Genomic DNA, 21,163 nt, shown 5'->3' on the forward strand with positions numbered 1-21,163 from the left:
GAGGACGTCTCCATGATCGACTTTTCCATTGCAACTGCGGACGACGCGGAAGCAATCCATGAATTGAACTACCTCACCTTCACAGAAGAGATTCCACAACATCAACCGAACACCGAACGCAAACGGATTGACCGGTTTCATGATCAAAATACTTATCTGATCGGCAAGGAAGACGATCGACTCGTCGCGATGATCGCCATTCGAAAGCATCGTCCCTTTTCGCTTGAGGAAAAGGGCGTGACGCTAGACGAGACACTGACGGATCCAGCAGAAATCCGCTTACTTAGCGTTCGTCCCGAATACCGCAATAGTCGTACGTTCATGCAATTGATGCGCTTTTTAATGGTCTACCTCGAGCGGGAGACGATTGATCATGTCTATATCAGTGGTACGACGCGAGAAGCAAAACTATACGCGCGGTTCGGCTTCACACCGATTGCACCAACGCTTGGCAGTGGCGATGCTCAGTTTGTACCGATGTTGTTGTCGCGCGCAACATATGAACGATCCGTCATCGCGGATGTCTTACGTCCCCTGCATTTTCTAGCCGGTCCGGTCGAGGTTGCGCCGACGGTCCGTCAAGCGGCGCAACAAGCACCGCGTCCACACCGTACGGCCTCGATGCGGCAGCTCGATCAAGATTTACGTGGCCGAATGTGTCAGTTGCTGGATTTGCCACATGTCTCGATGGCCGTCGGCAGCGGTACGCTCGTCAATGATATTGTCGCGCAACAACTCACTGGACATGGATTGATCCTGAACGGCGGCGAGTTCGGTCAACGCTTGATTGATCACGCGGCACGTGCCGGCAAGTCCTTTGATGTCCATACGCTTCCCCCCGGTCACCCGATCGACTTGAAGCAACTCGCTCATCAATTGAGGCAAACGGCATACAACTGGATCTGGTTGACGCATTGTGAGACGTCAACGGGTGTTCTCTATGATCTTGATGCAGTAAAAGTGCTGTTAGATGAACGAACCGCACTCGTCGTCGATGCGATCAGCGCTGTTGGAACCGGACATTTCTCATACGATGGCTGCACTTTCGTCACGACTGTTTCCGGGAAAGCGATTGGTGGTTTACCGGGTCTTGCGTTCATTGGTCACGCAGATCGCGTCCTACCTTCTCTCTGTATTCCCCGTTATCTGGATTTAGGACTCTACGCAGAAGGGGTTGCCTTTTCCGGCTCGTCGAACCTGTTGCTTGCCTGTCAGGCAGCGCTTGATGCCCTCGATCTTAATCAAGCAGCAATCAAGATGACCTATCTCGAACAAGCCGTCCGCGCAACTGGATTACAACTCCTCGCACAACAAGAAGCACAAGCGCCGGGAATACTGACGATCGTTCATCCGTCCGCAACTGATTTAGGCGACGCTCTGCGTATTCAGGGGTATCACGTCCAGTACGAAAGCGACTATCTTGTTTACAATCAGTGGCTTCAAATTTCGACGATGGGACAGACGACGATGCGACAAATTGAACGTCTCGTTCGTGTTTTAGTTCGTGAAAATGAACGAATCACCATAAAGAATGAAAAAAATGAAAGACCTCTCAACCCTTGATTTCAAGCGGTTTGGAGGTCTTTCGACTTCGAAAAGATAAAAAAGAGGTTTATGGATTTAAAACATAGGGGTATAAACTCATTAGCACCGCATCAAACCGGTGACTTACTCACACATGTTTCTCAATATCAGCGTAATGACCTGGGAGAGAAATGCAAAGTCACGAAAGCGTCAGATTCATGAGAGTCTGAAACCGATTGTCTTAGCATGTTTCATATTGTTCAGGACTTGTCCTGCTCCTACATTCATTACCTTTTGAGGGCTATACCAAATTCAAGGGGGAAATGAACATGTCAGTTAAATTAACAGCCGAAAAACGCGAGGTACGTCCACGCTCACTCCGTAAACAATTACGTCATGAAGGAAAAGCTCTTGGTGTCGTGTATGGTTACAAAGTGGAAAGTACACCAATCGCGTTTGAAGAAAAAGAATTGCTTAAAATCGTTCGAGAAAACGGTGAGAACGTCTTGATTTCACTGAAACTCGACGGTAAAAATATTAACGTCTTGATCAACCGTCGTGATATGGATGTCTTCACATCAACTGTCGATCACGTTGAATTCATCGCCGTTAAAATGGATGAAGAGACAGAAGTCGAAGCAGACGTCGTACTCGTCGGCGAAGCAGCTGGCGCTAAAGTCGGTGGATTCCTGTCACAGACACTCTTTAAAGTAACAGTCGCAGCTACACCAGATAAATTACCAGAGAACGTCGAAGTCGACGTCACGAACCTCGAAATCGGCGATTCGATTTCTGTTGCTGATCTTCCAGAACAAAAAGATTTCCGTATCGTCACAGAAGGCGACATTCAAGTCGCAGCTGTCGTCGAATCAACGCTTGAACAAGAGCTTGAGGAAATCGAAGAAGCAGAAGCTGAGGCACAAGCGGAAGCTGGTGAAGACAACGAAGCGGAAGCTACGGAAGAGTCTTCAGAAGAAGCAAAAGAAGAGAACGAAGACAACAAATAAGTCGTTTGACGATACGCCCTTCGTGGCGTATCGTTTTTTTGTGTCTTGACAATAGACAGAAGATTGCCTAAAGTGAACAGCGTATCACCTATTACCATATCCACTAGGGGAGCCCATTTGGCTGAGACGATTCACTTCGGACCCTTCGAACCTGATCTAGTTCATACTAGCGTAGGAAAGTGGAGCGATCACATCCAATGACTCCTGCTGCGCGCAGTTTTTCTGAGGACCGCTCTCTTTTTTACGGAGGGCGGTCTTTTTTGGCGTCTCCCCCATTCTAAGGAGGACGTACCTAATGCAACAATGGAAAATGAAAGAAATCATGGTCATGATGATGCTCGCCGTCGCTTGCGGGGTCATCTATCTTGGTTGGTCAACACTCTGGTTACCAATCTCAGCGATCTTCGGTCCTGTCGGTGCCAACTGGATGTTTGGGATCTGGATCATCGCGAGCCCGCTCGTCGCAGCAATCATTCAAAAGCCAGGTGCCGCTTTAATTGCGGAAGTCGTCGCGGCAGCCGTCGAACTGTTCACAGGTAGTCATTTTGGTTTATCCGCTCTTCTGATCGGAGTCTGCCAAGGACTTGGTGCGGAAATCGTCTTCGCGATGACGCGTTACCGTCGTTATGACACATGGACCTTGATGTTATCGGGTGTCGGAGCCGCGATTGGTAGCATCGTTTATAGTCTAATCGCGAACGGATTCGGTTACTACACAACGACGACGTTGCTTGCGACAACTGGCTTACAATTGATCAGCGGCGCATTACTCGGTGGCTTGCTTGCAGCCATTCTCGTCCGTCGCCTTGTTGCGACTGGTGTCTTGAACGGGTTTGCGGCAGGACGTGCGAAACGAGAAGTCGCATGATTACTGTCGACGACCTCAGCATCCGCTATCCCGGTCAGATGAAATCGGTGCTCAATCATGTATCGCTGACGATTGAGCAAGGGACGACCCTTCTGCTCGGACGAAGTGGGAGTGGCAAGACGACATTACTTCATGCCCTTGCCGGACTGACACCGGAAACGATTGAAGTCGAACAGACTGGTACCGTTACCCGGTCCGGTTCGGTCGGAATCTTGTTTCAAAATCCAGAAGAACAGTTCTGCATGGAGACGATCGGACGCGAAATCGCTTTTAGTTTAGAAAATCGCTCGATTCCGCGCGTGGAGATGGATGAACGAATTGAACGCTTACTCGCACTCGTCGGTCTCCCCCTCCCCTTCTCGACACCGATCGCGAGTCTATCCGGTGGAATGAAACAGCGTCTCGCGCTCGCAGCGGTCCTAGCACTTGAGCCGACGATCTTATTACTCGATGAACCAACGGCTCAGATTGATCCAATCGGACAACATGAGCTGATGGCGTTGATTTTTCGAATTCAAAAAGAACACGATTTAACGATCGTCTTGATCGAACACCAACTCGATGTCTGTTTGCCGTACGTCGACCAGGTCGTCTTACTTGAGGACGGATCGATTACTGCGACAGCAGATCCACGGGATCTGTTCCCGCAGGATTACAAAGAGCTTCAAACGAAAGGTATTGCCGTTCCCTCTTTGTATCCGTATACGTTAGAGACGTTACCCATAGATGGACCGCAAGCGGCGCGACTTCATGTGCCTTCCCCCGTCGCTACAGCTGGTCGCTCTTTGTTACACGTCGCTGCATTATCGACGAAAGCACCATATCCGCTGACCGATGCGACATTTTCCCTGCAGACAGGAGAATGGGTGATGCTGCTTGGGGCAAATGGATCCGGGAAAAGTACACTGCTTGCGACACTCGGGCGGTTGCTTCCCAATCGTGGAACGTATCAGCTCCAGGGGCGACCGGTTCATCGTTACTCCCGGCGTCGCTTTTATGAGCACGTTGGCTATGTCTTTCAACAACCGGATCTGCAGTTTCTTAAGCTGACGGTCGAAGCGGAAATCGACTGGAGCCACCGGGCAGCGACGAACGTTAAGCGCGCGGCGTTGCTCGAACGGCTGGAACTGACATCTGTCAAACAGCAGTCACCCCTTGCTCTTAGTACGGGGCAACAACGACGGCTCAGCGTCGCAACGATGCTCGGACAAACGAAAGACTTATTGTTGCTCGATGAACCGACCTTCGGACAAGATGGATTGACGACACGACGCTTAATGGAACAGTTACAGATGGAACAACAGAACGGTACGACACTCGTCATGGCGACGCATGATATGGAGCTCGTCGCCCGGTATGCGGATCGTGTCCTCGTCATGGAGCAAGGACGGATTGCTTTTGACGGTCGCCCAAGCGAGTTATTCGCTGACGTTCCATTACTCGAGCGCTGTCAGCTACAACGTCCACTTTCGTACCAATTCCAGGAGGTGAAACGTGATGCAAACGAACGTGTCCCCGTTCGCTAAACTCAATCCCGTCATTAAGGGAAGCGGATTGTTTTTGATCATGTTTGCCTTGATTGCAACGAATGACTGGGTCAAAACGTTAGTATTCCTGAGTTTTGCTATCGCACTGCTACTCCTCTCCGGATGGGGTCCTTTTGATTTCTTGAAGCGACTTGCGCCGTATAGTCTATTATTCTTATTGACGTTCTGGATGATGGCGGCTTTCGGCAAAGGAACGAATATTCTTTGGTCGTTTGGTTGGTTTCATGTCACGTCGGAAAGCGTCGCGCACGGCTGGTTACTTGCCTTGCGGATGGCCACGTTCGTCTGCTTGAGCCTCGCTTTCGTCACGACGACCGACGCGACCCGTTTCGTAATGAGCTTGATCCATCAGGCGAAGTTATCGCCCCGCTTTGCTTACGGATTCCTTGCCGGGATTCGCTTTCTGCCGCAACTGGTCGAAGAAGTCCGCGTTTTGCGGCAAGTCCGGATGATTCGCAATGTGCACAGTCGCTTTCCTGGTGATGGATTTCTTTCAATTGGCTTGCCGCTCTTCTCACGATCGATCCAGCGGGCAGAACGGATGGCGATTGCTCTCGAAGCCCGTCACTTTTCAGCAGAGCGAACGTATTACGAGGTACCGGTCGTTCAGCGTCAGGATATTATTTATCTCGTGGTCATCCTCCTATTCATCAGTCTTGTCTTTTGGCTATGATTACCGTCACCCGTATCCGGGTACACTCTAGCAAGACAGATTGAAGGAGAACGACATGAAACGTATCCTCTTGATTGGTGCAGGTCACGCTCACCTGCATTGCATTACACACGGACCAACAGAAGACGTCGAGTGGCTGGTCCTGAACGCCTCGACGTACCAATATTACTCGGGCATGTACTCTGGGCTTGCTGACGGAACATACGACATGGATGAGATCCGTATCGACGTCGCCGTCTTATGTCGCGCCTATGATAAACCATTCATCGAGGAGACCGTCATCAAAATCGACCCCGTTGAAAAAGTCGTCTTCGGTGCATCCGGCAGACACTATACTTATGACGTCGTCTCAACGAATATCGGCTCGTTCGACTGGTCGGAAGATACGACGCGATTATCGATTAAACCGAACTACCGGTTACCGGATACATTAAAGCGACTGCAACAAGCAAAGCGTCCGGTCGTGATTGGGAGCGGAGCAGCTGCCGTCGAGGTGGCGGCGTCCTTGAAAGCGGCGGGTGTACCGATCACATTGATCACGGATCCAGATATCCTTTCTCGTCATCCGGCAGCGGAAGCCATTACGAGACGGTTAAAAGAACTCGAAGTGTACTGGATCCGGGAACGTCCTATAGATGACGAACTACCATTCCGCTTTATGCATCATCCACCAATCGAGTCAGATGCAATCGTCCGCTTGACGGGTGCCAAAGCTCCGGCATTGTTTGCAGACAGCAATCTCTTCACGGAAAACGGATTTTTACTCGTCAATGAACAGTTACAAGCGCTCGATCATCCAAGTTTGTTTGCTGCGGGTGACGCTGCGACCCTCGTCGCCTACCCCGACATTCCGAAGAATGGTGTCACGGCTGTCCGGCAAGCGCCAATTTTGCTTACGAACCTTTTACGATACCTAGAGGAAGAAGCACTGCAAACCTATCGTCCGCAAACGAACTATTTGACGATTTTATCGATGGGACCGCGTCATGCGGTTTCCCTGTATGGTCGTCATTATTCGACGCACCCGTTCGGTTGGTACCTGAAGCGCTGGATTGATCAACGGTTCATGCGGAAGTATCGCTCATAAAAGTGTGCGCCGGCGCACACTTTTTCTGTACACAAAAACAAGCCATGGACGCGTGTCCATGGCTTGTTGGATTAGACGGTTTCATTTCCTTTAACGTACGTCAGTAATGTCTCGTTGAACTTCTCTTGTTCGTCAAGCAACATCCCGTGTCCACTCTCTTCGAAGACTTCGAGTCGTGCATGTGGGATTTCTTTTTGCATCTCTTCCGCAAACTCGAACGGACAGACTCGGTCTTTTTTACCGTGGATGATTAACGTATCGACTTTAATGTTTTCGAGTTTTCCACGTAAGTCTTCGTCACGCAAGGCGATTGCTGACTGAATCGTTCCGTGGGACGAAGCGGCGATGCTAAGACCATGGAACCATTGTTGTAGCGGTTCTGGATGTTCCTTCGCAAAGAAGATTTCACCGAATCCTTTGAGCATCGACGGACGATCCTGTTTCGTATCAGCAATCAACGCATCGACTTCTTCTTTCGTCATCCCATATGGGTAACCGTCTCGTTGCGTAAAGACTGGTGCCGCAGCTCCTGCGAGAACGAGCTTACTGACTTTTGAATCCCCATAGTGCAAGAGATAGGATAAGGCGATCCCTCCTCCCATCGAGAAGCCGAGCAACGTGACATTCGTTAATTTGAGCTGTTCGATGACTTCATTGACATCGGACGCCATCGTCTTATAGTCGTATCCCGTTGCCGGTGCATCTGATTTGCCATAACCACGATAATCGATTCCGACGTAACGGTACCCTTCTTCGACGAGCAGGTTCTTTTGATACTCGAACATGTTATTGTTTGCCGGCCAGCCGTGTAAAAAGACGACCGGTTGACCCGACCCGACATCCTCGACATAAATTTTCGTGCCATCAACTGCTTGAATGAATGTACCCATCATAAAACCCCCATAGTAATAGATTGCCGTGCATGCATCTATTATTCCCGAGTCAAGAGATGTCAAACATCTTGATGCTAAAGTATTATAGAAAATTCTGTCTATTCTAGAAATTATGGTAAAATATAGTCACTAGGATAAAGGAGGTTTTCCATGAGACGCTATATACATACCGGTATTCTCGCAGGCGTAGTCTTACTTGCCGGATGCGGTAAAGAACAATACTTAGACCTTACATACGATGTTAATTACTGGGGCGGTATTTCGACTACCTTTGATGGGCAAGAGATACCGGATCTCCCGAAAAAACAAACCGCTGCTTTGTTGAAGATTTGTCAGCAAAAACCGGACTTGACGCGCTTACCTGACCGATACGTGCAACACGAAGGGTTTGACTTATACTTCCTGCCTCCGAGTATCCAAGGTCGTGAGTTCCAACACGTCCGTTTCCTGTCAGACGAAAAAAAGGACTATCTGGCTTGTCAGCCGATTCGCCATGCGGATTATGCGGTCCATCAGATCAAGCGAAGTGATTATCCATTCGTCGATTGGTCAAAACAACCGGTTAAAGCTAAATCGACAGTCGTTCGCTTTGGACCCGTTCCAAAAGAAGTGACAGATCAACAAAAACAGGAAAACGAAGATCGTAAAGAAGTAAAAGAGCTCGGACGGTACCTTTTCCCGTCCTATCAACTATCTTTGCCACCGGAAGGACAACTCGTCGTCTACATGAAAGAGAAAGGCAAAGATAAAGAACAAACACTCTTTGAGACGACCGAGTCACTATCCGGTTCCGAATTGAATTTAGCTTTTCGCGCTAGTCCGGATGGTGGTGTCCAACAATCGTCGATCGAGCTGATGTTCAGTGGTGACCGTGTCGGATTCCCTTCGACGATTCAAGAATATATGAATGGACAAGCCTATCAGATTGAGCGAAAGCAACTGCCGGATACGATTGCGACAGGTCAGACTGTCCCGTTCGCAACCGTTCGGAAACAAGAGGACGGAAAAGTCGTCCAAGAAACATCGATATATTTGCGTTTTAATAAAACCTACACAAAACCAGTGAATTACGATTATGGATTCCTTCAAGCATCCACAAGCGATTATGTCGGTTTCATCCATCAATCACCGAAACAGCTCATCGATAGCGATTATAAGTTCGTCTCAGCAATACCGGATAAACTAGCGAAAAAAATCGCTCAGGAATTAAAAGAGACCGACGTCATGGAGCCACAAGGCACAAAACTAAAGCAGAAAAAATTAACGTTGATGCGCGAAGGGAAAAGCCAAATGTTCGAGCTATTCGAACGCAAACGCGCTAAAAAGCTTGAAATCTATGTCGTCAAACCAGGATCAAAGAACGGTGCCAAGCTGTCAGGTACGACCAGTGAAGCACTTAGTGAGGTGCTCAATCAATGAATCGACGTTACTGGATCGGACTAACACTCGGTGCAACGCTAGCATTAAGCGGTTGTCAAAGTGATGCGCCGAATTTTAAATGGGATTACTTATCACAACTATATGATGGAGGACAATTTAGTGATCAAGGTCCAAGAACCTTGTCAGCGAAGGAACGAATCGTCATCCAAAAAACGTGCGCGTCGAAAGCGAGCGATGCACCCGAAGATTACTCTGTCGGCGGCATCTATTCCGTCATGATGGCGAATCCATTCGATGACTATGCAGGTCAAACCGTTCGTTACGTTCAATCCGGAAAGAAGACCTACTTATATTGCGAAACGCCATTAAAAAGTGGATATTATCCGCTAGCAAAGAAAGACGATGTCTTCAAGAAAACAGCTCTGACTACACAACGACAGAACTTTAACATGAAGCCTACTGTATTAAAAAAAGACGATCGGTTCATTCGTAATGAGAAGGTTGCCGATCACTCCGCTCGAACATTAGAGCTCCCAGGTTCAGGTTACCTTGTCATCGACGCGACGGATGTCACGAAAAAAGATACACGGACGACGATCTTTACGTACACGCATTCACTCACGCCATTTACACGTGACGTCAAACTCTATCTCGTCTACAATCAACAATTCGGTTCGACTTATGACGTGATGGTGCGCTTACCCGAGTTATACGGTGGACGTCATGTGGAACGCCCGATTCATTCGATGAAACAACCGGGCAAGGTCCGGTTCATCCCGGGTGACGGGACACCGGAACATTACGGAACGCTCATCGCAACGGAGAAAAACGGACGCGAATTCCGCTATGAATTATCGATTCGACATACGATGGAACGACCGCCTGAACTTCAAGAGCCGGAACAGACAGCAGACGACGTCGTAGCGGATAACTTGGAAGTGACGCTATTCCATCAAGAGCAGTTCCAGCATATCCGTTTTGAAGAAGATGATTTTACTTCGGAAAAAGGCTTCGATTGGGACAAAATGATCATGATGACGAGTGATGAATCCGGAAAATTACAAAAAGCCATCAAGACGAGTGAACAGTCTGATGTGCGGGGAAAACGGGCGAAGTGGAAATACCTGACGTTCCGAGAAGGGACGAAAGGACAGCAATACGAAGTTTATCTCGACAAGCGTGTCAAAAAGACCGACATTTACTTGAAGGATCCGAAACGTGACGTGTCGATTCACTTATCAGCAACAGGTCGTGACATCATCCTTCCTTTGTTCGAGCAATACGAAAAATGACTCACGCCATGAAGACGAGATGCTGGAGCAAATAAATCAAGGAACACCAGAAGATAAAAGCAATCCCCTCTCGTAACCACTCTTTACGTGTCAACGGTTCACGTAAGAAGGAGACGCAAGCGAACAGTAAGACGAAGAAGTAGAGATAAATGAATCCACCGCTCGTCAAGAAACCAAAGAGCAGGATCATACCACAGAGGATGGAAAGACTAGAGACGACAGGTTTACGATAGACCATGCGATACCACCTCATTTCGTCTATTTTGTTAGAATATACCCAGATTACGGAAAAACAATCTAATATATTATTACAGACAACACCCCTGAGAAGATGCCTCTCAGGGGTGTTGTCTTTATTCTGTTGCGGCGCTGTGGTCGGCGACGATCGCATATTCCGTGACCGTATTCGACGTCACGAGCGGTTTGACTTCGGACGTTCCGTTATCCCGCTTATGGTGCACGCCTTTGTACGCTTGACTCTCTTGCCACGCATGGAATGCTGCTTGATTCGACCACGTCGTCATGATCGTGACGATGTCTTCTTCTTCCTGACTGATATCGACGAGGACTTGCATCCGGTGGAACCCTTCCATCCGTTCGATTCCTTTCGTCGTCTTAAAACGCGCTGCGACTTGATCTGCTGCACCTTTGACAACGTGTAACTGGTTCATGACGATCCACATGTTCTTTTCCCCCTTTTTTCGTCTTCAGTATACTAGAAGTCACGGGTCGTAGAAAACACGAATGCGTTATCGCTTGGTAACGTCAAGCGTTGGATTGTCTCTTTTCCGTCTACGCTCGTCGCGATCATCTCGAAGTAGAGCGAATGCGGGAACGCATCCGGTAACGGTTGAACGGTATGGAAACGTTCCTGATCTGCTACAGACAATGAGCGCTGCATTGGACGTAGTGGTGCCTCCCCATCAGCCGTCGTCTTATACGGCTCGAACCGGATCGATTTCATTTGCTTCGAACCATTCATGCCGTAGGCGACAAGGTATCGCCCTTCGTCCGTCGTCAACAAGCGACCTTCGAACCAATCCGTCTCCATCGTCTGTTTCGAGCGAATGATTCGATCAATCCGCTCGGATTCGTCGGTTTGGTGGATGAGCAGAAACAAGCGGTCGTGGTTCGCTTCAAGATACGCGACGGCATAATGCCCAGACAGTCGTTCGACGAAATAGACGTCGCGCGCTTCGACCGGTGTGTTCGTCATCTGTGTATATAACCGGGCGGCTTGCTTCGCCGTAAAGGAAGTGGTCTCTTGACGTGGCTGTATCCCCGTCAGCGTTCCGAGCACGAGACCGAACAATAAGATGAGGAGGAGACGCCGTTTCATCGGTCGACCTGTTTGACGAGCAGGTGATTGCTCATCCCTGGTGGATAGTCATCGATTCGTCCGACTTCGACGAATCCCTGTCGCTCATAAAACGGAAGCGCTTGAAATGAGAACGTCTCGACGCGGATTCGCTGAACACCCGCTGCTCGTGCCCATTCCTCCAGTTGACGGAGTAACTGAGTACCGAGCCCGCTTCCCCGTTCCTCTTCGACGACGAAGAACCATTCAATATGTAACCAGCCCCAGTACATTTCCCCTGAGATGCCACCGATTGGTTGATCGTCACGTGTCGCAAGTAATGTGACGGCTTGTGTTCCCTCGGAGCGTTTCGTCGCATGAAACGGTGATCGCTCGACGTTGTATTGGCGTACTTGTTGTCTGAGCCAGTCCTGTCCGTCCTCATTTTCCTTGAGTTGAAATTGCAGCATGTCCAAACTCCTTTCTTGTTATAGTAGTAGTGGAGGTGACTACGATGGAACCTACGTTCCAGATTGATTGTACGAAGTGTTTTGGTTTATGTTGTACAGCACTCGCTTTTTCGAAATCCAGTGATTTTGGTCACGATAAACCAGAAGCGACACCGTGTCGTAATCTTGAGGCCGATTACAGCTGTCGTATCCATGACCGGTTACGCGACAGCGGCTACAAAGGCTGTACCGTCTATGATTGTTTCGGTGCCGGACAGCATCTGTCACAGCAGACGTTTCAAGGCGATGATGCACTCAAGCGACGCCAAGCGATCTATGCTGCCTTCCCGAAGATGGTTCACTTGTTTGAGATGATGTGGTACATAACCGACGGGAAACGCGATGTCACGCGTGACATCCACGATCAACTCGATGAGACACTTGCCGCACTAACCCGGTACGCGGCATTACCAGCCGATCAATTTGAACGACTTGACTTGATACCTATTCGTCAAACCGTCCGACCACTCCTTGAAATGATTGCGTCGCGTGTTCAAGCTCAGTATAGCGGAAGACGCGACCAGACACCACGCGACTGGGTCGGAAAAAAGTTATCAGGACGTAATTTCTCAGGTGCCAGTGTTCAGAACCAGTGGTTGCTTTCGACGAACTTGTCGCGCAGTAACCTGCGCGGAGTCAACTTTCTCGGGGCGGATTTGCGAGACTGTAACGTCAAAGATGCGGATCTGACGGATGCGCTCTTTTTGACACAGGCACAAATCAATGCGGCAATCGGCAATGCAGCGACGCAGTTACCGCGTCGCTTACTCCGTCCGTCCCATTGGCGTTAAACAGAAGCGAACGATAAGGAGGCACGTTTTCGGTCGATTGATCCGAAAGCGTGCCTCCTTTTGCTTGTTATCGTTTCCCGAGCGTAAAGCCGTCAAAATAACGCCCGCCGAATGGTGCGAGATAATCATCGACTAACGCGACGACCTCTCGTCGGTCATCCGATTGATAGTACAACTCGAATGCCATTGTGTGTCGACTAGCATAATCTTCGTCAAACTCCGCAAGAGCACGGATCGCCCACTTCCCTTGTCCGATGTAGCAACGATTGGCGCGAAGAACGAACTCGATACTCTGTTCATATAAACGTGACACAATCGCTAGACCTTCCGCGCGGTTCGTCACACTCTCGAAATCGTCGAGCAAATCACTTAAAAAATAACGTGCGCGCTCTTGTTCCGAAGTCGTCCACGCAATCGGTCCGTCCGCCAATTGTTGAGCCGCTTCCTGACGGATAGATGCAAGTCGCGGATGATCCTCGATTGTCCAACTGTCAGCAATCATGCGTTGCAAGGACGGGCGACCACGTTCCCGGTCACTCTCGAAAAAATGCGCGATCGTCTCAAAGGAACGGACGAATGCTTCGATCGGGACACCGTCATGGATGAACGATTCCCGGTATGCCTGCCTTCGCCTTGCTTCAAAGATGATCAAATCGACATCTGATTGTACGGTCGCTTGTCCGCGCGTATGACTACCGGCAAGTAAGACGGCACAATGATCCGGATAACGTGACGCGACGAGCGGCATGATCCAATCACACCACTCCATGCGTGTCCACTTAGTCTTCAACTTGTTCGCCAATCCCGGAGAAGACGGCTAGTTCGTCACCCGGTACGGCAACGATCGTCGCGTCGGCTTGGTGTGGCGCGAGACCGATATCGATCGCCCACGATTCGTAATATGTATCCGACCCGTTCAGGACGAGCGTTTGTCCGTTACTGAAGGTCAAGAATAGGTGTGGTGCCGTCTTGCCGATCCGGACACCCGTGATCCGTTCCGCGTGAAGCGAGACGATCAAGTGTAACATCTCTTCCTTCGTCGCATGGCGGACGACCCAGTCCTGTGTCGTCTCGACATCGCCATAAAACAGACGATCCGTCTCGATCCGAAGTCGTAGTTCAGGCGCAGTCGTATCGAACAAATTGATGAATTCGAGCGTGACGTAGCCTGCGACATGGACCGTCGCTAACTGTGTGCCGATGAAATAGGTCGTCAAGAGCTGACGGGCGAGTTGATGATCTTCTTTGTTCATGATGAGCACCTCATTTAAAAAGAATGAATGGTATCGGGATGAGTCCGAGAAACTTACTTCCACTCAATTTACCACAAATTAGTCGATACGAACATGAGAAGAAAGGCATGTTTTCGGTTTTCTGCGGCACGGAGGTGAGAATACGGTATACTGATGAAGAACTGACGTCGATCGTGATCGACAGAGAGGAGCTCCATTCATGCAATATTTCTACATGAGACCCTATCCGAATGATCCAGACTGTTCTACGCAACAAGCGGAAGCCGACAAGATTGATGTGACGACACGTGTCATCGAGACGCATGATTCGGCCAAACGACGGACGGAATTAGAACAGATGCTCGAGACACTTCAGACGGGAGACGAAGTCATCGTCACGCATCTCTACATCTTAGCAGACTCGACGCGGCACTTGATCGAGATGCTCGAGCACATGGAGACACGCGGTGCGACGCTGTGGTCACTCCGCGAACAGATTCGGACGAGCGAGCGTGCCTCCTTGTCGTTTCTTGAAACGGCACGCCACCTGGTCCAGCTGCAAAGTGACGTCATCAGCATGTCGACACGTGCCGGACTCTCAAAAGCAAAAGAGCAAGGAAAACAGACCGGTCGACCGCGCAAACCCGATGAAAATGTCCGCCGCGCGATTGCGATGTATCAAAGTAAAAACTATTCACTCGCTGATATCCGCGAACAGACCGGTATTAGTAAAAGTACATTGTATCGATATCTCGAAAGCGAGACGATCGATGCAACGGATAAAGGCTGACTCCATTGTGGAATCAGCCTTTTTTGTCAGCTATTTTGCTTTAATGTGTTGCCGAGCCATTTTTGGAGGGCTTTACCGCCTTCATAGAACGAACAATCCCGTAATTCATACGTATGACCGCCTTGTTCAATCAAGTCGAGGAACGTATTCCCGACGTCCCGGTTTTCCCATTTCCGCTGATCCGTCAAATACTTGAAGCCAAAGTTACACTCGACGTTGAAGATGATGTGGAAGGGTTCCTTGAAAGATTGGACGGCGCGGATCATCTCGATCAAAATCATTCGTTTTGGTGACGACGCTTCGAACGTATCGAACAGTGTCGTCCGGCGTCCGTGAAACTCGATGACGCGGATCGCGCGACCGGTATCCGCTTTAAAATCATAACTCGTCCGAATCGAGACGATGATTTCACGTTGGTCTGGTTGTACTGGCATGGTGTATCGCTTCCTTTCTCTCGGTCGATTATAGCATGGACCTGTTCAATTTTAATAGATGTCAACGACTCGGTCTCAAGAAGGATTGTCGTAACCTAAAATTTGTCTTATACTAAAATTACCAAATACATAAAGGAGCGTTTTCGTGAAACATCTATTTTCGATACTCCTCTCGGCGAGCCTCTTGTTCACGGGTTGCTACTGCACTCTCGACGAACGAACGGACGAGCCACACTTCAAATCACGTGCCCGCTCCATCTCCTCGTATCATACTTTCGATATCGAATACGCGAAAGGACTACGCAAGGAACAAGTCTCAAACCGTACGGTTACCGTGACGGATTCAAATGGTGAGCGGATGCAAACGGAGATTGAAGTCCTAGACGGCAAAGAAATCCGAATCAAACCACCGCGTACTGGATATAAAAAAGGACGTCGCTACATCATCCACATTCGGGATTCAATCGACGCCCGGAAAGAAGTACATACGAATACGATTCGGGAACGAACCTTCACTGTCGACCGCTGACAGCCAAGGTTCGTTTTTATTTAGAGCGAGCTGGAAAAACGGTATAACTCATCGAGATGACGCCATCGATCACAAGAACGAGTCCCCACAGTTGTAACGTCCGCAAGAGGCTTTCGGTTTGTTCGGTATTTCCGAGCCAGAGAATCATTGCTCCGAGTAAGGCACCACCAATCAAGAATGCCAGGATGTGCCGATAGAATCCGTTGCGTTCCCGTCGCGCACGCGATATGCGTTCTTTTGCTACTTGTTCCCTGAGGATCACCCGGCGATACACCCCATCCGCCCAAGCAATCATCTGCTTCCCAAATGCGAGCGATACGCCGATGTAAATCGCAGCAAGTCCGTGTGCAAGCGTAGCTGTGCTACCGCGACTTAAGTCAAACACTGTTAAGACCAGTAAGACGATATCAATCACGGGTGACATCGCCATCAATCGAAAACCGAGCTTCTCTCGTCTGAATCCATAACGCACGATCAGTCCTGCGACGATGAATACCCAAAATAGAATTTCACAACAAACGATTGCCCAAGCGACGAGTTGCATCGTGATCCTCTCCTTTTTTAATACGACTGTATTATAAAGATAACATCACATTCGTCACTTGACTAGTCTTTTTAATACATTCGTGCTAAAAAAGCTGATATACTTAATGTATGCCAAAACAAGTCAATCACGAAGAACGAAAACACCTCATCGCAGAAGCGACGTGGCGCACGATTTCTAATGTCGGTATCGAACAAGCTAGCGTCCGGACGATCGCCAAGGAAGCAGGTCTGTCCCTTGGTGCCTTACGGTATTACTTCACGACCCAAGAAGAATTGCTCCGTTTCTCGATGCAACTCGTTCAAGAAAGGGTCCAAGAACGCATTATAACCATTTTCGAGAGAGGAGGAACACCAGAAGAGACGTTATGCAACGTCTTACTAGAAGTCTTGCCGTATGCACCTGAGCATCAGCTTGAGATGCAGGTCTGGTTCCAATTCATGATGTCTGCATATGCGTCTCAATCAACAGAGAATCCAGACGACATTTACCACATGTGTCTGGTATTACTGACACGGATTCCGGACGGTACGTTCCGAGCAGATATAGACATCGAACTTGAGAGCGAACGTCTCGCAGCACTCGTTGATGGATTAGCCTTTCATGCGCTGTTTCGACCAGAACGTCTCCCGAAAGAACGATTGCGTCACGTCCTTGTCCATCACTTGAATGCCCTATTCGTCCGTCCTTTAGCGATCGACGACAAATAACCCGAAGTTCCTTCATCTACATGAGGGAACTTCGGGTTATTCATTGTTTCGCTTCTACGAGGATCAACGATAAGGAGCGGATTAAAAAGAACGTCAAAAAAGCTGCCCAGACACCCTGATTTTCAAAAGTCGGTGTCAACAGGAGGACGACCGCAAAACCAATTCCTGCTTGAATCATCGAATTCCGGACGGGTGTTGCTTCAACCCGCCCGGCAAAGATGCCTTCATAAATCATCGCCCAACCGGCGAGAAGCGGTAGGATGATGATCCAGAAGTAATAATCGCGCGCTGCGTTTAAGATCGCCTCTTCTGAAGTGAACAATTGAAGGAGCGGTGTCTCAAGGAAGAGGAGCACTAGTGACCAGAAGACGACCGAGTAGAATCCGAACGTCCGTGCCAAACGGACACTCGTCCGGTATCCTGCCTGATCTTGATTCCCTCTCGCCCGACCGACGAGAACGGTTGACGCATGACCGAGTCCACCGAACCAGTACGAAATCAAATACTGGATTTGTAGTAGAATCGCGTTGGCCGCGAGGACATCCGGTCCGAATTGTCCACCAGCACGTGTGAACCAGCCGGTGACGAGTAGAAGGAAAATCGTGCGAATGAACAAGTCACGATTGACTTGAAAGAATTGATGGTACGCCTGCCATGCCGTCAAGGCACGCCATTCATCACGCGTCATCGCCAAATGACCACGGATTAGGTACAGAGCACAGACGACGATGCTGATCTCCGCGATGACGGTCGCAACCGCAATTCCAGCAACACCGGCATCCAATCCGTAGACGAATCCGATATCGAGAACGACATTGACTCCTGTACTGAACAATTGGACGAACAAGGCGTGCTTGACCTGACCGGTACCAATCAACCAGCCGAGTAACGCATACCCCATCAAGACGAATGGTGCGCCGATCATCCGGTATGAGATATACGTTTTGACCGCATCAAGCAAGTCAACGGGTGGTGCAAGTAAGTACAGTCCGATTTGCTCGAGCGGCTGTCGGAACAACAGGATAAGCAGACCGATACAAGCTGCTAGAAACAACGGTCGGTAGAGGGACGTCCGTAAGGCGTGCACGTCATTCGCGCCGCTTGCCTGAGCACTGAATCCTGTCGTACTGACTTTTAAAAAGCCGAACAACCAGTAGATTGTATTGAAGAATACGGCACCAACAGCAATGCCACCGATCGCGCGCGGATCACCCGATTGACCGATGACGACGGTATCGGTCACACCAAGCAACGGTGTCGCAATACTTGAGAGAATGAGCGGATAGGCAAGTAACCAAAACGTTTTGTGGTTCGGTTGAGTACTCACCATACTAGTTGGACCTTCATATGTAAGACAAATGATGTAGTAGTTGGTTCAAAAATCATTGGTTCACATCCCTTCAAAGTAATTTTCGAACATACAAGGTATGTAAGCCCTAAGGATATCAAACTCTTTTTCTAAAGACTATGGTTTTAGTAGCATGAACCAATTGTATAGATTAAACTTTATGTCGGATTTAAAATTATAAGAATAAATTTGGTAAGTGAAATAAATAGTGTGATATTTTCTTTATTTGCGATCTTTTCGTATTCTTTTTCTACCTCTATAACAGCATTGCATTGCTAATTGTTTGCCATATTTTTTTGTAAATGCATAAAAAGAAGCCGGACCTAGGGTCTGACTTCTTAAGTCTATTTAAATAGTGTCACTCGTTCATAAGACATCGACGAATTGTTTTGCCTGGTGCTCCAGTTGTTTCGCAGAATCAGCCAACTGATCGAACTCACTCACCGTATGTTCAAGCTGACCGGTACTGTCCTTTACCTTGCTTGAAATTCGTTCGATACTGTGCGAGACCTCCTTGATCCGCTCAACGATCCCTTCGATATTCTCCTTGATTTCTCCGATCGAATGCGAGACTTTATTCGACAGGTTTCGGACTTCGGTCGCGACGACATCGAATCCGCGTCCATGTTCTCCAGCACGTGCTGCCTCAATGGCCGCATTCAAGGCGAGTAGATTCGTCTGCGCCGCAATTTCACGGATCGTCTTGACGATGTCAGTGATCGAGTTTGCATCTTTACGCAAGGCGACAAGACTCGATAAGTTCTCGACGGATTCCGACTCGATTTGTTGGACAGTCGCAAGAACGTTCAAACCGTCTTGTCGACCACTTTCCGATTTGACCGTCAAGAAGGCTGATGTCTCGTTGAGTTCGGCCGCCATTCGTAAAACGTCCTGCTGGCGAATCGTGATGTCCGATGCAATTTTCGAGACCCCGACGACCCGACGTCCGTCATCCGAGTAAATCGGCATATATGTCGCTTCGAGCCACTTCTGTTGTCCGTCAGCAGCCCGGCGTTCAATCTTATCCTGATACGTGATGCCTTGCATCAATTTTCGCCAAAACAACTCGTAATCTGGACTATTAACGAAAGCCGGAAAACAGAGATCACGATGGTATTTACCGATTAACTCTTCCACTTCGTACCCCATCGTCCGGGCAAACAACTCATTTACGTATGCGACTTTGCGTCGATCATCAAAACGAATGATGGCTAGATTTTGTTCGATTGCCCGGATGACTTGTGTGTCGGTGACCTGTGTTACTTGCTCATGCATCGACATGCCGATTCCTCCCTGGATTCAAACTGAGGTCATGATTTACCTATTGTCATATTACCCCTTATATCGACAAGTTCCTGCTATTTTAAATTAAAATCTAGTAAATAAAGTATTCATTTTAATACGCACTCCATCCCCCATCTGCGACGACGATTGCCCCGTTGATGAAACTCGCCTCGTCGGACACGAGAAACAATGCCAAATTTGCGATTTCATTCGGCTGACCGGCTCGTGGATTGAGACCCATGCCAAGCATCGCGCGCCCCATCCCGAATTCATTCAGATTCGACATCGATTGTCCGATGTTCGTCTCGACAGCTTCAGGTGCGATTCCGTTACAGCGAATACCATCTCCGGCATAAAAGAAGGCGGTATTCTTCGTCAGACCGATGACGGCATGTTTGGAAGCCGTATAGGCTGCTCCTGCTCGGGCACCGTTTAGACCGCCAATCGAGATGTTATTCAGAATGACACCACCTTTTACTTCCTTGAAATGTTTGACCGCTTCGCGCATCAGACGCATCGTTCCTGTCGTATTGACTGTAAGGACATGATCCCAACGTTCATCTGAGATGTCTGCCACGCCCTCCATCCCGTCCATGATCCCGGCATTATTGACGAGAACGTCCAGTTTACCGAAAGCGTCGATTGCTTGTTTGATGAGTTGTCCTGCTGCCTTTTGTTGTGCGATATCACTCGCAACAGCCATCGCTTCTCCGCCCGCTTCCTTGATGTCAGAGACGACCCGTTCAACGGTTTCCAACCGAATGCTGCGACGATTCGTGCGCCTTCTTGTGCAAACAATTTTGCCATGGCTTCACCCATTCCTGAGCCGGCTCCGGTGACGATGATCGTTTTTCCTGTTAGTCGCATCGTGAATCATCCTTTCGTCTATCGTGATACTAATCTATTCCCGTTCTTATCATCAAATGTATCAAACGTCATGTCGATTCCATGAAAAAAAGACCCGACGAGTTTCGTCAGGTCCTATAGCTAGTTCGTTGTAATTGGTTCATCGCGACTTCAGCACGTAGTCGCTGTCCGATTTTCAACGATGCTTGGAATATACTTGGATCAAATAATCTAAAGTGACTATCAATCTAGTTTTGTAGATAGATTGCATGTGCTTGTCTAACGATTTCTTCATCTGACAACTGTTCCATGTCTATTTCCGCGCAGTCGAAATCATCCACACCGAACTCGAAACCACAACATGGACAAATTTCGTTACTCCCCGCAAAGTGTTCATAATATGGCGGATTTTCGAGTTTATTCCATCCACATACGGGACACATATAATACGAATCGTTTTGATTCAAAGATGTGATGCCTCCTTAAATAAATGATCATTCTTATATCTATCGTACCCCATCTAACCGCTACTTTTGACAATTACGTTATTTGATGAATACATGAAAAAAGACCCGACG

At 48.7% G+C, this 21,163-nt stretch carries 23 protein-coding genes, 1 pseudogene and 1 riboswitch; of the genes and pseudogenes, 12 read left to right on the forward strand and 12 right to left on the reverse strand.

Annotated features, from left to right (window positions below; genetic code table 11):
• The first annotated feature begins 12 nt into the window (after positions 1 to 12).
• The 6 genes from MKY22_RS08310 to MKY22_RS08335 all read left to right on the forward strand — a co-directional run bounded on the left by MKY22_RS08310 (position 13) and on the right by MKY22_RS08335 (position 6,706).
• Complete coding sequence (locus MKY22_RS08310; RefSeq protein ID WP_341088214.1) at positions 13 to 1,563, forward strand: GNAT family N-acetyltransferase; 1,551 nt, start codon at positions 13 to 15, stop codon at positions 1,561 to 1,563.
• A gap of 290 nt (positions 1,564 to 1,853) precedes the next feature.
• Positions 1,854 to 2,531 carry a 50S ribosomal protein L25/general stress protein Ctc gene (locus MKY22_RS08315; protein WP_341088217.1) on the forward strand — a complete coding sequence of 226 codons (678 nt, stop codon included), beginning with the start codon at positions 1,854 to 1,856 and terminating at the stop codon, positions 2,529 to 2,531.
• Positions 2,532 to 2,626: 95 nt separating this feature from the next.
• A riboswitch (TPP riboswitch) is annotated at positions 2,627 to 2,726 on the forward strand.
• Between the two features lie 100 nt (positions 2,727 to 2,826).
• The gene (locus MKY22_RS08320) at positions 2,827 to 3,399 is read left to right on the forward strand and encodes an ECF transporter S component (RefSeq protein WP_341088218.1); all 573 of its coding nucleotides are present in this window, start codon (positions 2,827 to 2,829) and stop codon (positions 3,397 to 3,399) included.
• Positions 3,396 to 4,925 carry an ABC transporter ATP-binding protein gene (locus MKY22_RS08325; RefSeq protein ID WP_341088220.1) on the forward strand — a complete coding sequence of 510 codons (1,530 nt, stop codon included), beginning with the start codon at positions 3,396 to 3,398 and terminating at the stop codon, positions 4,923 to 4,925. Before MKY22_RS08320 ends, MKY22_RS08325 begins: the two co-directional genes overlap by 4 nt.
• Positions 4,897 to 5,619 carry an energy-coupling factor transporter transmembrane component T family protein gene (locus tag MKY22_RS08330; protein WP_290776834.1) on the forward strand — a complete coding sequence of 241 codons (723 nt, stop codon included), beginning with the start codon at positions 4,897 to 4,899 and terminating at the stop codon, positions 5,617 to 5,619. Before MKY22_RS08325 ends, MKY22_RS08330 begins: the two co-directional genes overlap by 29 nt.
• A gap of 55 nt (positions 5,620 to 5,674) precedes the next feature.
• Positions 5,675 to 6,706, forward strand: coding sequence for an NAD(P)/FAD-dependent oxidoreductase (locus MKY22_RS08335; RefSeq protein WP_290776833.1), 1,032 nt, complete (start codon positions 5,675 to 5,677; stop codon positions 6,704 to 6,706).
• Positions 6,707 to 6,777: 71 nt separating this feature from the next.
• Here the strand turns inward: MKY22_RS08335 and MKY22_RS08340 are convergent, their stop codons facing one another.
• The gene (locus tag MKY22_RS08340) at positions 6,778 to 7,596 is read right to left on the reverse strand and encodes an alpha/beta fold hydrolase (protein WP_341088221.1); all 819 of its coding nucleotides are present in this window, start codon (positions 7,594 to 7,596) and stop codon (positions 6,778 to 6,780) included.
• A 153-nt stretch (positions 7,597 to 7,749) separates the two neighbouring features.
• Here MKY22_RS08340 and MKY22_RS08345 point away from each other — a divergent pair, with 153 nt between their 5' ends.
• Positions 7,750 to 9,018 (forward strand): hypothetical protein, encoded by a 1,269-nt coding sequence (locus tag MKY22_RS08345; protein WP_341088223.1) that lies wholly within the window; start codon positions 7,750 to 7,752, stop codon positions 9,016 to 9,018.
• Positions 9,015 to 10,271: a hypothetical protein gene (locus MKY22_RS08350; protein ID WP_323679470.1), complete on the forward strand. Its 1,257-nt coding sequence runs from the start codon at positions 9,015 to 9,017 to the stop codon at positions 10,269 to 10,271. The genes MKY22_RS08345 and MKY22_RS08350 overlap by 4 nt, the downstream gene beginning before the upstream one ends.
• A gap of 1 nt (position 10,272) precedes the next feature.
• Here the strand turns inward: MKY22_RS08350 and MKY22_RS08355 are convergent, their stop codons facing one another.
• The 4 genes from MKY22_RS08355 to MKY22_RS08370 form a co-directional block, all read right to left on the reverse strand.
• Positions 10,273 to 10,509 (reverse strand): hypothetical protein, encoded by a 237-nt coding sequence (locus MKY22_RS08355; protein WP_341088226.1) that lies wholly within the window; start codon positions 10,507 to 10,509, stop codon positions 10,273 to 10,275.
• Between the two features lie 115 nt (positions 10,510 to 10,624).
• The gene (locus MKY22_RS08360) at positions 10,625 to 10,954 is read right to left on the reverse strand and encodes an antibiotic biosynthesis monooxygenase (protein ID WP_035407890.1); all 330 of its coding nucleotides are present in this window, start codon (positions 10,952 to 10,954) and stop codon (positions 10,625 to 10,627) included.
• A gap of 32 nt (positions 10,955 to 10,986) precedes the next feature.
• Entirely contained in the window at positions 10,987 to 11,610 is a 624-nt protein-coding gene (locus MKY22_RS08365) for a hypothetical protein (RefSeq protein ID WP_341088227.1), read from the reverse strand.
• Entirely contained in the window at positions 11,607 to 12,038 is a 432-nt protein-coding gene (locus MKY22_RS08370; RefSeq protein ID WP_323679472.1) for a GNAT family N-acetyltransferase, read from the reverse strand. Before MKY22_RS08370 ends, MKY22_RS08365 begins: the two co-directional genes overlap by 4 nt.
• Before the next feature lie 44 nt (positions 12,039 to 12,082).
• Between MKY22_RS08370 and MKY22_RS08375 the strand changes: the two genes are divergently transcribed.
• Positions 12,083 to 12,868 carry a pentapeptide repeat-containing protein gene (locus tag MKY22_RS08375; RefSeq protein WP_341088231.1) on the forward strand — a complete coding sequence of 262 codons (786 nt, stop codon included), beginning with the start codon at positions 12,083 to 12,085 and terminating at the stop codon, positions 12,866 to 12,868.
• A 67-nt stretch (positions 12,869 to 12,935) separates the two neighbouring features.
• On the opposite strand, the gene MKY22_RS08380 is transcribed toward MKY22_RS08375, so the two are convergent.
• Both MKY22_RS08380 and MKY22_RS08385 read right to left on the reverse strand, forming a co-directional pair.
• Positions 12,936 to 13,658: a nucleotidyltransferase domain-containing protein gene (locus MKY22_RS08380; RefSeq protein WP_341088234.1), complete on the reverse strand. Its 723-nt coding sequence runs from the start codon at positions 13,656 to 13,658 to the stop codon at positions 12,936 to 12,938.
• The gene (locus tag MKY22_RS08385; RefSeq protein ID WP_214728684.1) at positions 13,648 to 14,121 is read right to left on the reverse strand and encodes a hypothetical protein; all 474 of its coding nucleotides are present in this window, start codon (positions 14,119 to 14,121) and stop codon (positions 13,648 to 13,650) included. Before MKY22_RS08385 ends, MKY22_RS08380 begins: the two co-directional genes overlap by 11 nt.
• Before the next feature lie 199 nt (positions 14,122 to 14,320).
• On the opposite strand from MKY22_RS08385, the gene MKY22_RS08390 reads away from it, so the two are divergent.
• Entirely contained in the window at positions 14,321 to 14,890 is a 570-nt protein-coding gene (locus MKY22_RS08390; protein ID WP_341088236.1) for a recombinase family protein, read from the forward strand.
• 26 nt (positions 14,891 to 14,916) lie between these two features.
• Here the strand turns inward: MKY22_RS08390 and MKY22_RS08395 are convergent, their stop codons facing one another.
• Positions 14,917 to 15,324, reverse strand: a complete 408-nt coding sequence (locus MKY22_RS08395) for a hypothetical protein (protein WP_035407875.1) — start codon at positions 15,322 to 15,324, stop codon at positions 14,917 to 14,919.
• 145 nt (positions 15,325 to 15,469) lie between these two features.
• Between MKY22_RS08395 and MKY22_RS08400 the strand changes: the two genes are divergently transcribed.
• The gene (locus MKY22_RS08400) at positions 15,470 to 15,853 is read left to right on the forward strand and encodes a hypothetical protein (RefSeq protein WP_290758543.1); all 384 of its coding nucleotides are present in this window, start codon (positions 15,470 to 15,472) and stop codon (positions 15,851 to 15,853) included.
• 16 nt (positions 15,854 to 15,869) lie between these two features.
• Here MKY22_RS08400 and MKY22_RS08405 read toward each other — a convergent pair whose 3' ends face one another.
• Complete coding sequence (locus MKY22_RS08405; protein WP_035407870.1) at positions 15,870 to 16,397, reverse strand: hypothetical protein; 528 nt, start codon at positions 16,395 to 16,397, stop codon at positions 15,870 to 15,872.
• A gap of 110 nt (positions 16,398 to 16,507) precedes the next feature.
• Here MKY22_RS08405 and MKY22_RS08410 point away from each other — a divergent pair, with 110 nt between their 5' ends.
• On the forward strand, positions 16,508 to 17,107 hold the full coding sequence (locus MKY22_RS08410; RefSeq protein WP_341088248.1) for a TetR/AcrR family transcriptional regulator: 600 nt from the start codon (positions 16,508 to 16,510) through the stop codon (positions 17,105 to 17,107).
• Between the two features lie 40 nt (positions 17,108 to 17,147).
• On the opposite strand, the gene MKY22_RS08415 is transcribed toward MKY22_RS08410, so the two are convergent.
• The 3 genes and pseudogenes from MKY22_RS08415 to MKY22_RS08425 all read right to left on the reverse strand — a co-directional run bounded on the left by MKY22_RS08415 (position 17,148) and on the right by MKY22_RS08425 (position 20,606).
• The gene (locus MKY22_RS08415) at positions 17,148 to 18,437 is read right to left on the reverse strand and encodes an MATE family efflux transporter (protein ID WP_290776804.1); all 1,290 of its coding nucleotides are present in this window, start codon (positions 18,435 to 18,437) and stop codon (positions 17,148 to 17,150) included.
• Positions 18,438 to 18,821: 384 nt separating this feature from the next.
• Positions 18,822 to 19,730 (reverse strand): methyl-accepting chemotaxis protein, encoded by a 909-nt coding sequence (locus MKY22_RS08420; RefSeq protein WP_056061961.1) that lies wholly within the window; start codon positions 19,728 to 19,730, stop codon positions 18,822 to 18,824.
• Positions 19,731 to 19,851: 121 nt separating this feature from the next.
• A pseudogene (locus tag MKY22_RS08425) lies at positions 19,852 to 20,606 on the reverse strand (SDR family oxidoreductase).
• Between the last annotated feature and the right edge of the window lie 557 nt (positions 20,607 to 21,163).

Source organism: Exiguobacterium sp. FSL W8-0210 (assembly GCF_038006045.1).
Classification (GTDB): Bacteria; Bacillota; Bacilli; order Exiguobacteriales; family Exiguobacteriaceae; genus Exiguobacterium_A.

What these genes read in the sequence shown, in the direction of transcription:
- MKY22_RS08420 (WP_056061961.1), bottom strand. Translation starts at nt 19,730, where the DNA reads ATGCATGAGCAAGTAACACAGGTCACCGACACACAAGTCATCCGGGCA.
- MKY22_RS08385 (WP_214728684.1), bottom strand. Translation starts at nt 14,121, where the DNA reads ATGAACAAAGAAGATCATCAACTCGCCCGTCAGCTCTTGACGACCTAT.
- MKY22_RS08355 (WP_341088226.1), bottom strand. Translation starts at nt 10,509, where the DNA reads ATGGTCTATCGTAAACCTGTCGTCTCTAGTCTTTCCATCCTCTGTGGT.
- MKY22_RS08350 (WP_323679470.1), top strand. Translation starts at nt 9,015, where the DNA reads ATGAATCGACGTTACTGGATCGGACTAACACTCGGTGCAACGCTAGCA.
- MKY22_RS08415 (WP_290776804.1), bottom strand. Translation starts at nt 18,437, where the DNA reads ATGGTGAGTACTCAACCGAACCACAAAACGTTTTGGTTACTTGCCTAT.
- MKY22_RS08310 (WP_341088214.1), top strand. Translation starts at nt 13, where the DNA reads ATGATCGACTTTTCCATTGCAACTGCGGACGACGCGGAAGCAATCCAT.
- MKY22_RS08340 (WP_341088221.1), bottom strand. Translation starts at nt 7,596, where the DNA reads ATGGGTACATTCATTCAAGCAGTTGATGGCACGAAAATTTATGTCGAG.
- MKY22_RS08365 (WP_341088227.1), bottom strand. Translation starts at nt 11,610, where the DNA reads ATGAAACGGCGTCTCCTCCTCATCTTATTGTTCGGTCTCGTGCTCGGA.
- MKY22_RS08375 (WP_341088231.1), top strand. Translation starts at nt 12,083, where the DNA reads ATGGAACCTACGTTCCAGATTGATTGTACGAAGTGTTTTGGTTTATGT.
- MKY22_RS08315 (WP_341088217.1), top strand. Translation starts at nt 1,854, where the DNA reads ATGTCAGTTAAATTAACAGCCGAAAAACGCGAGGTACGTCCACGCTCA.
- MKY22_RS08330 (WP_290776834.1), top strand. Translation starts at nt 4,897, where the DNA reads ATGCAAACGAACGTGTCCCCGTTCGCTAAACTCAATCCCGTCATTAAG.
- MKY22_RS08395 (WP_035407875.1), bottom strand. Translation starts at nt 15,324, where the DNA reads ATGCCAGTACAACCAGACCAACGTGAAATCATCGTCTCGATTCGGACG.
- MKY22_RS08410 (WP_341088248.1), top strand. Translation starts at nt 16,508, where the DNA reads ATGCCAAAACAAGTCAATCACGAAGAACGAAAACACCTCATCGCAGAA.
- MKY22_RS08370 (WP_323679472.1), bottom strand. Translation starts at nt 12,038, where the DNA reads ATGCTGCAATTTCAACTCAAGGAAAATGAGGACGGACAGGACTGGCTC.
- MKY22_RS08345 (WP_341088223.1), top strand. Translation starts at nt 7,750, where the DNA reads ATGAGACGCTATATACATACCGGTATTCTCGCAGGCGTAGTCTTACTT.
- MKY22_RS08360 (WP_035407890.1), bottom strand. Translation starts at nt 10,954, where the DNA reads ATGTGGATCGTCATGAACCAGTTACACGTTGTCAAAGGTGCAGCAGAT.
- MKY22_RS08335 (WP_290776833.1), top strand. Translation starts at nt 5,675, where the DNA reads ATGAAACGTATCCTCTTGATTGGTGCAGGTCACGCTCACCTGCATTGC.
- MKY22_RS08325 (WP_341088220.1), top strand. Translation starts at nt 3,396, where the DNA reads ATGATTACTGTCGACGACCTCAGCATCCGCTATCCCGGTCAGATGAAA.
- MKY22_RS08405 (WP_035407870.1), bottom strand. Translation starts at nt 16,397, where the DNA reads ATGCAACTCGTCGCTTGGGCAATCGTTTGTTGTGAAATTCTATTTTGG.
- MKY22_RS08320 (WP_341088218.1), top strand. Translation starts at nt 2,827, where the DNA reads ATGCAACAATGGAAAATGAAAGAAATCATGGTCATGATGATGCTCGCC.
- MKY22_RS08390 (WP_341088236.1), top strand. Translation starts at nt 14,321, where the DNA reads ATGCAATATTTCTACATGAGACCCTATCCGAATGATCCAGACTGTTCT.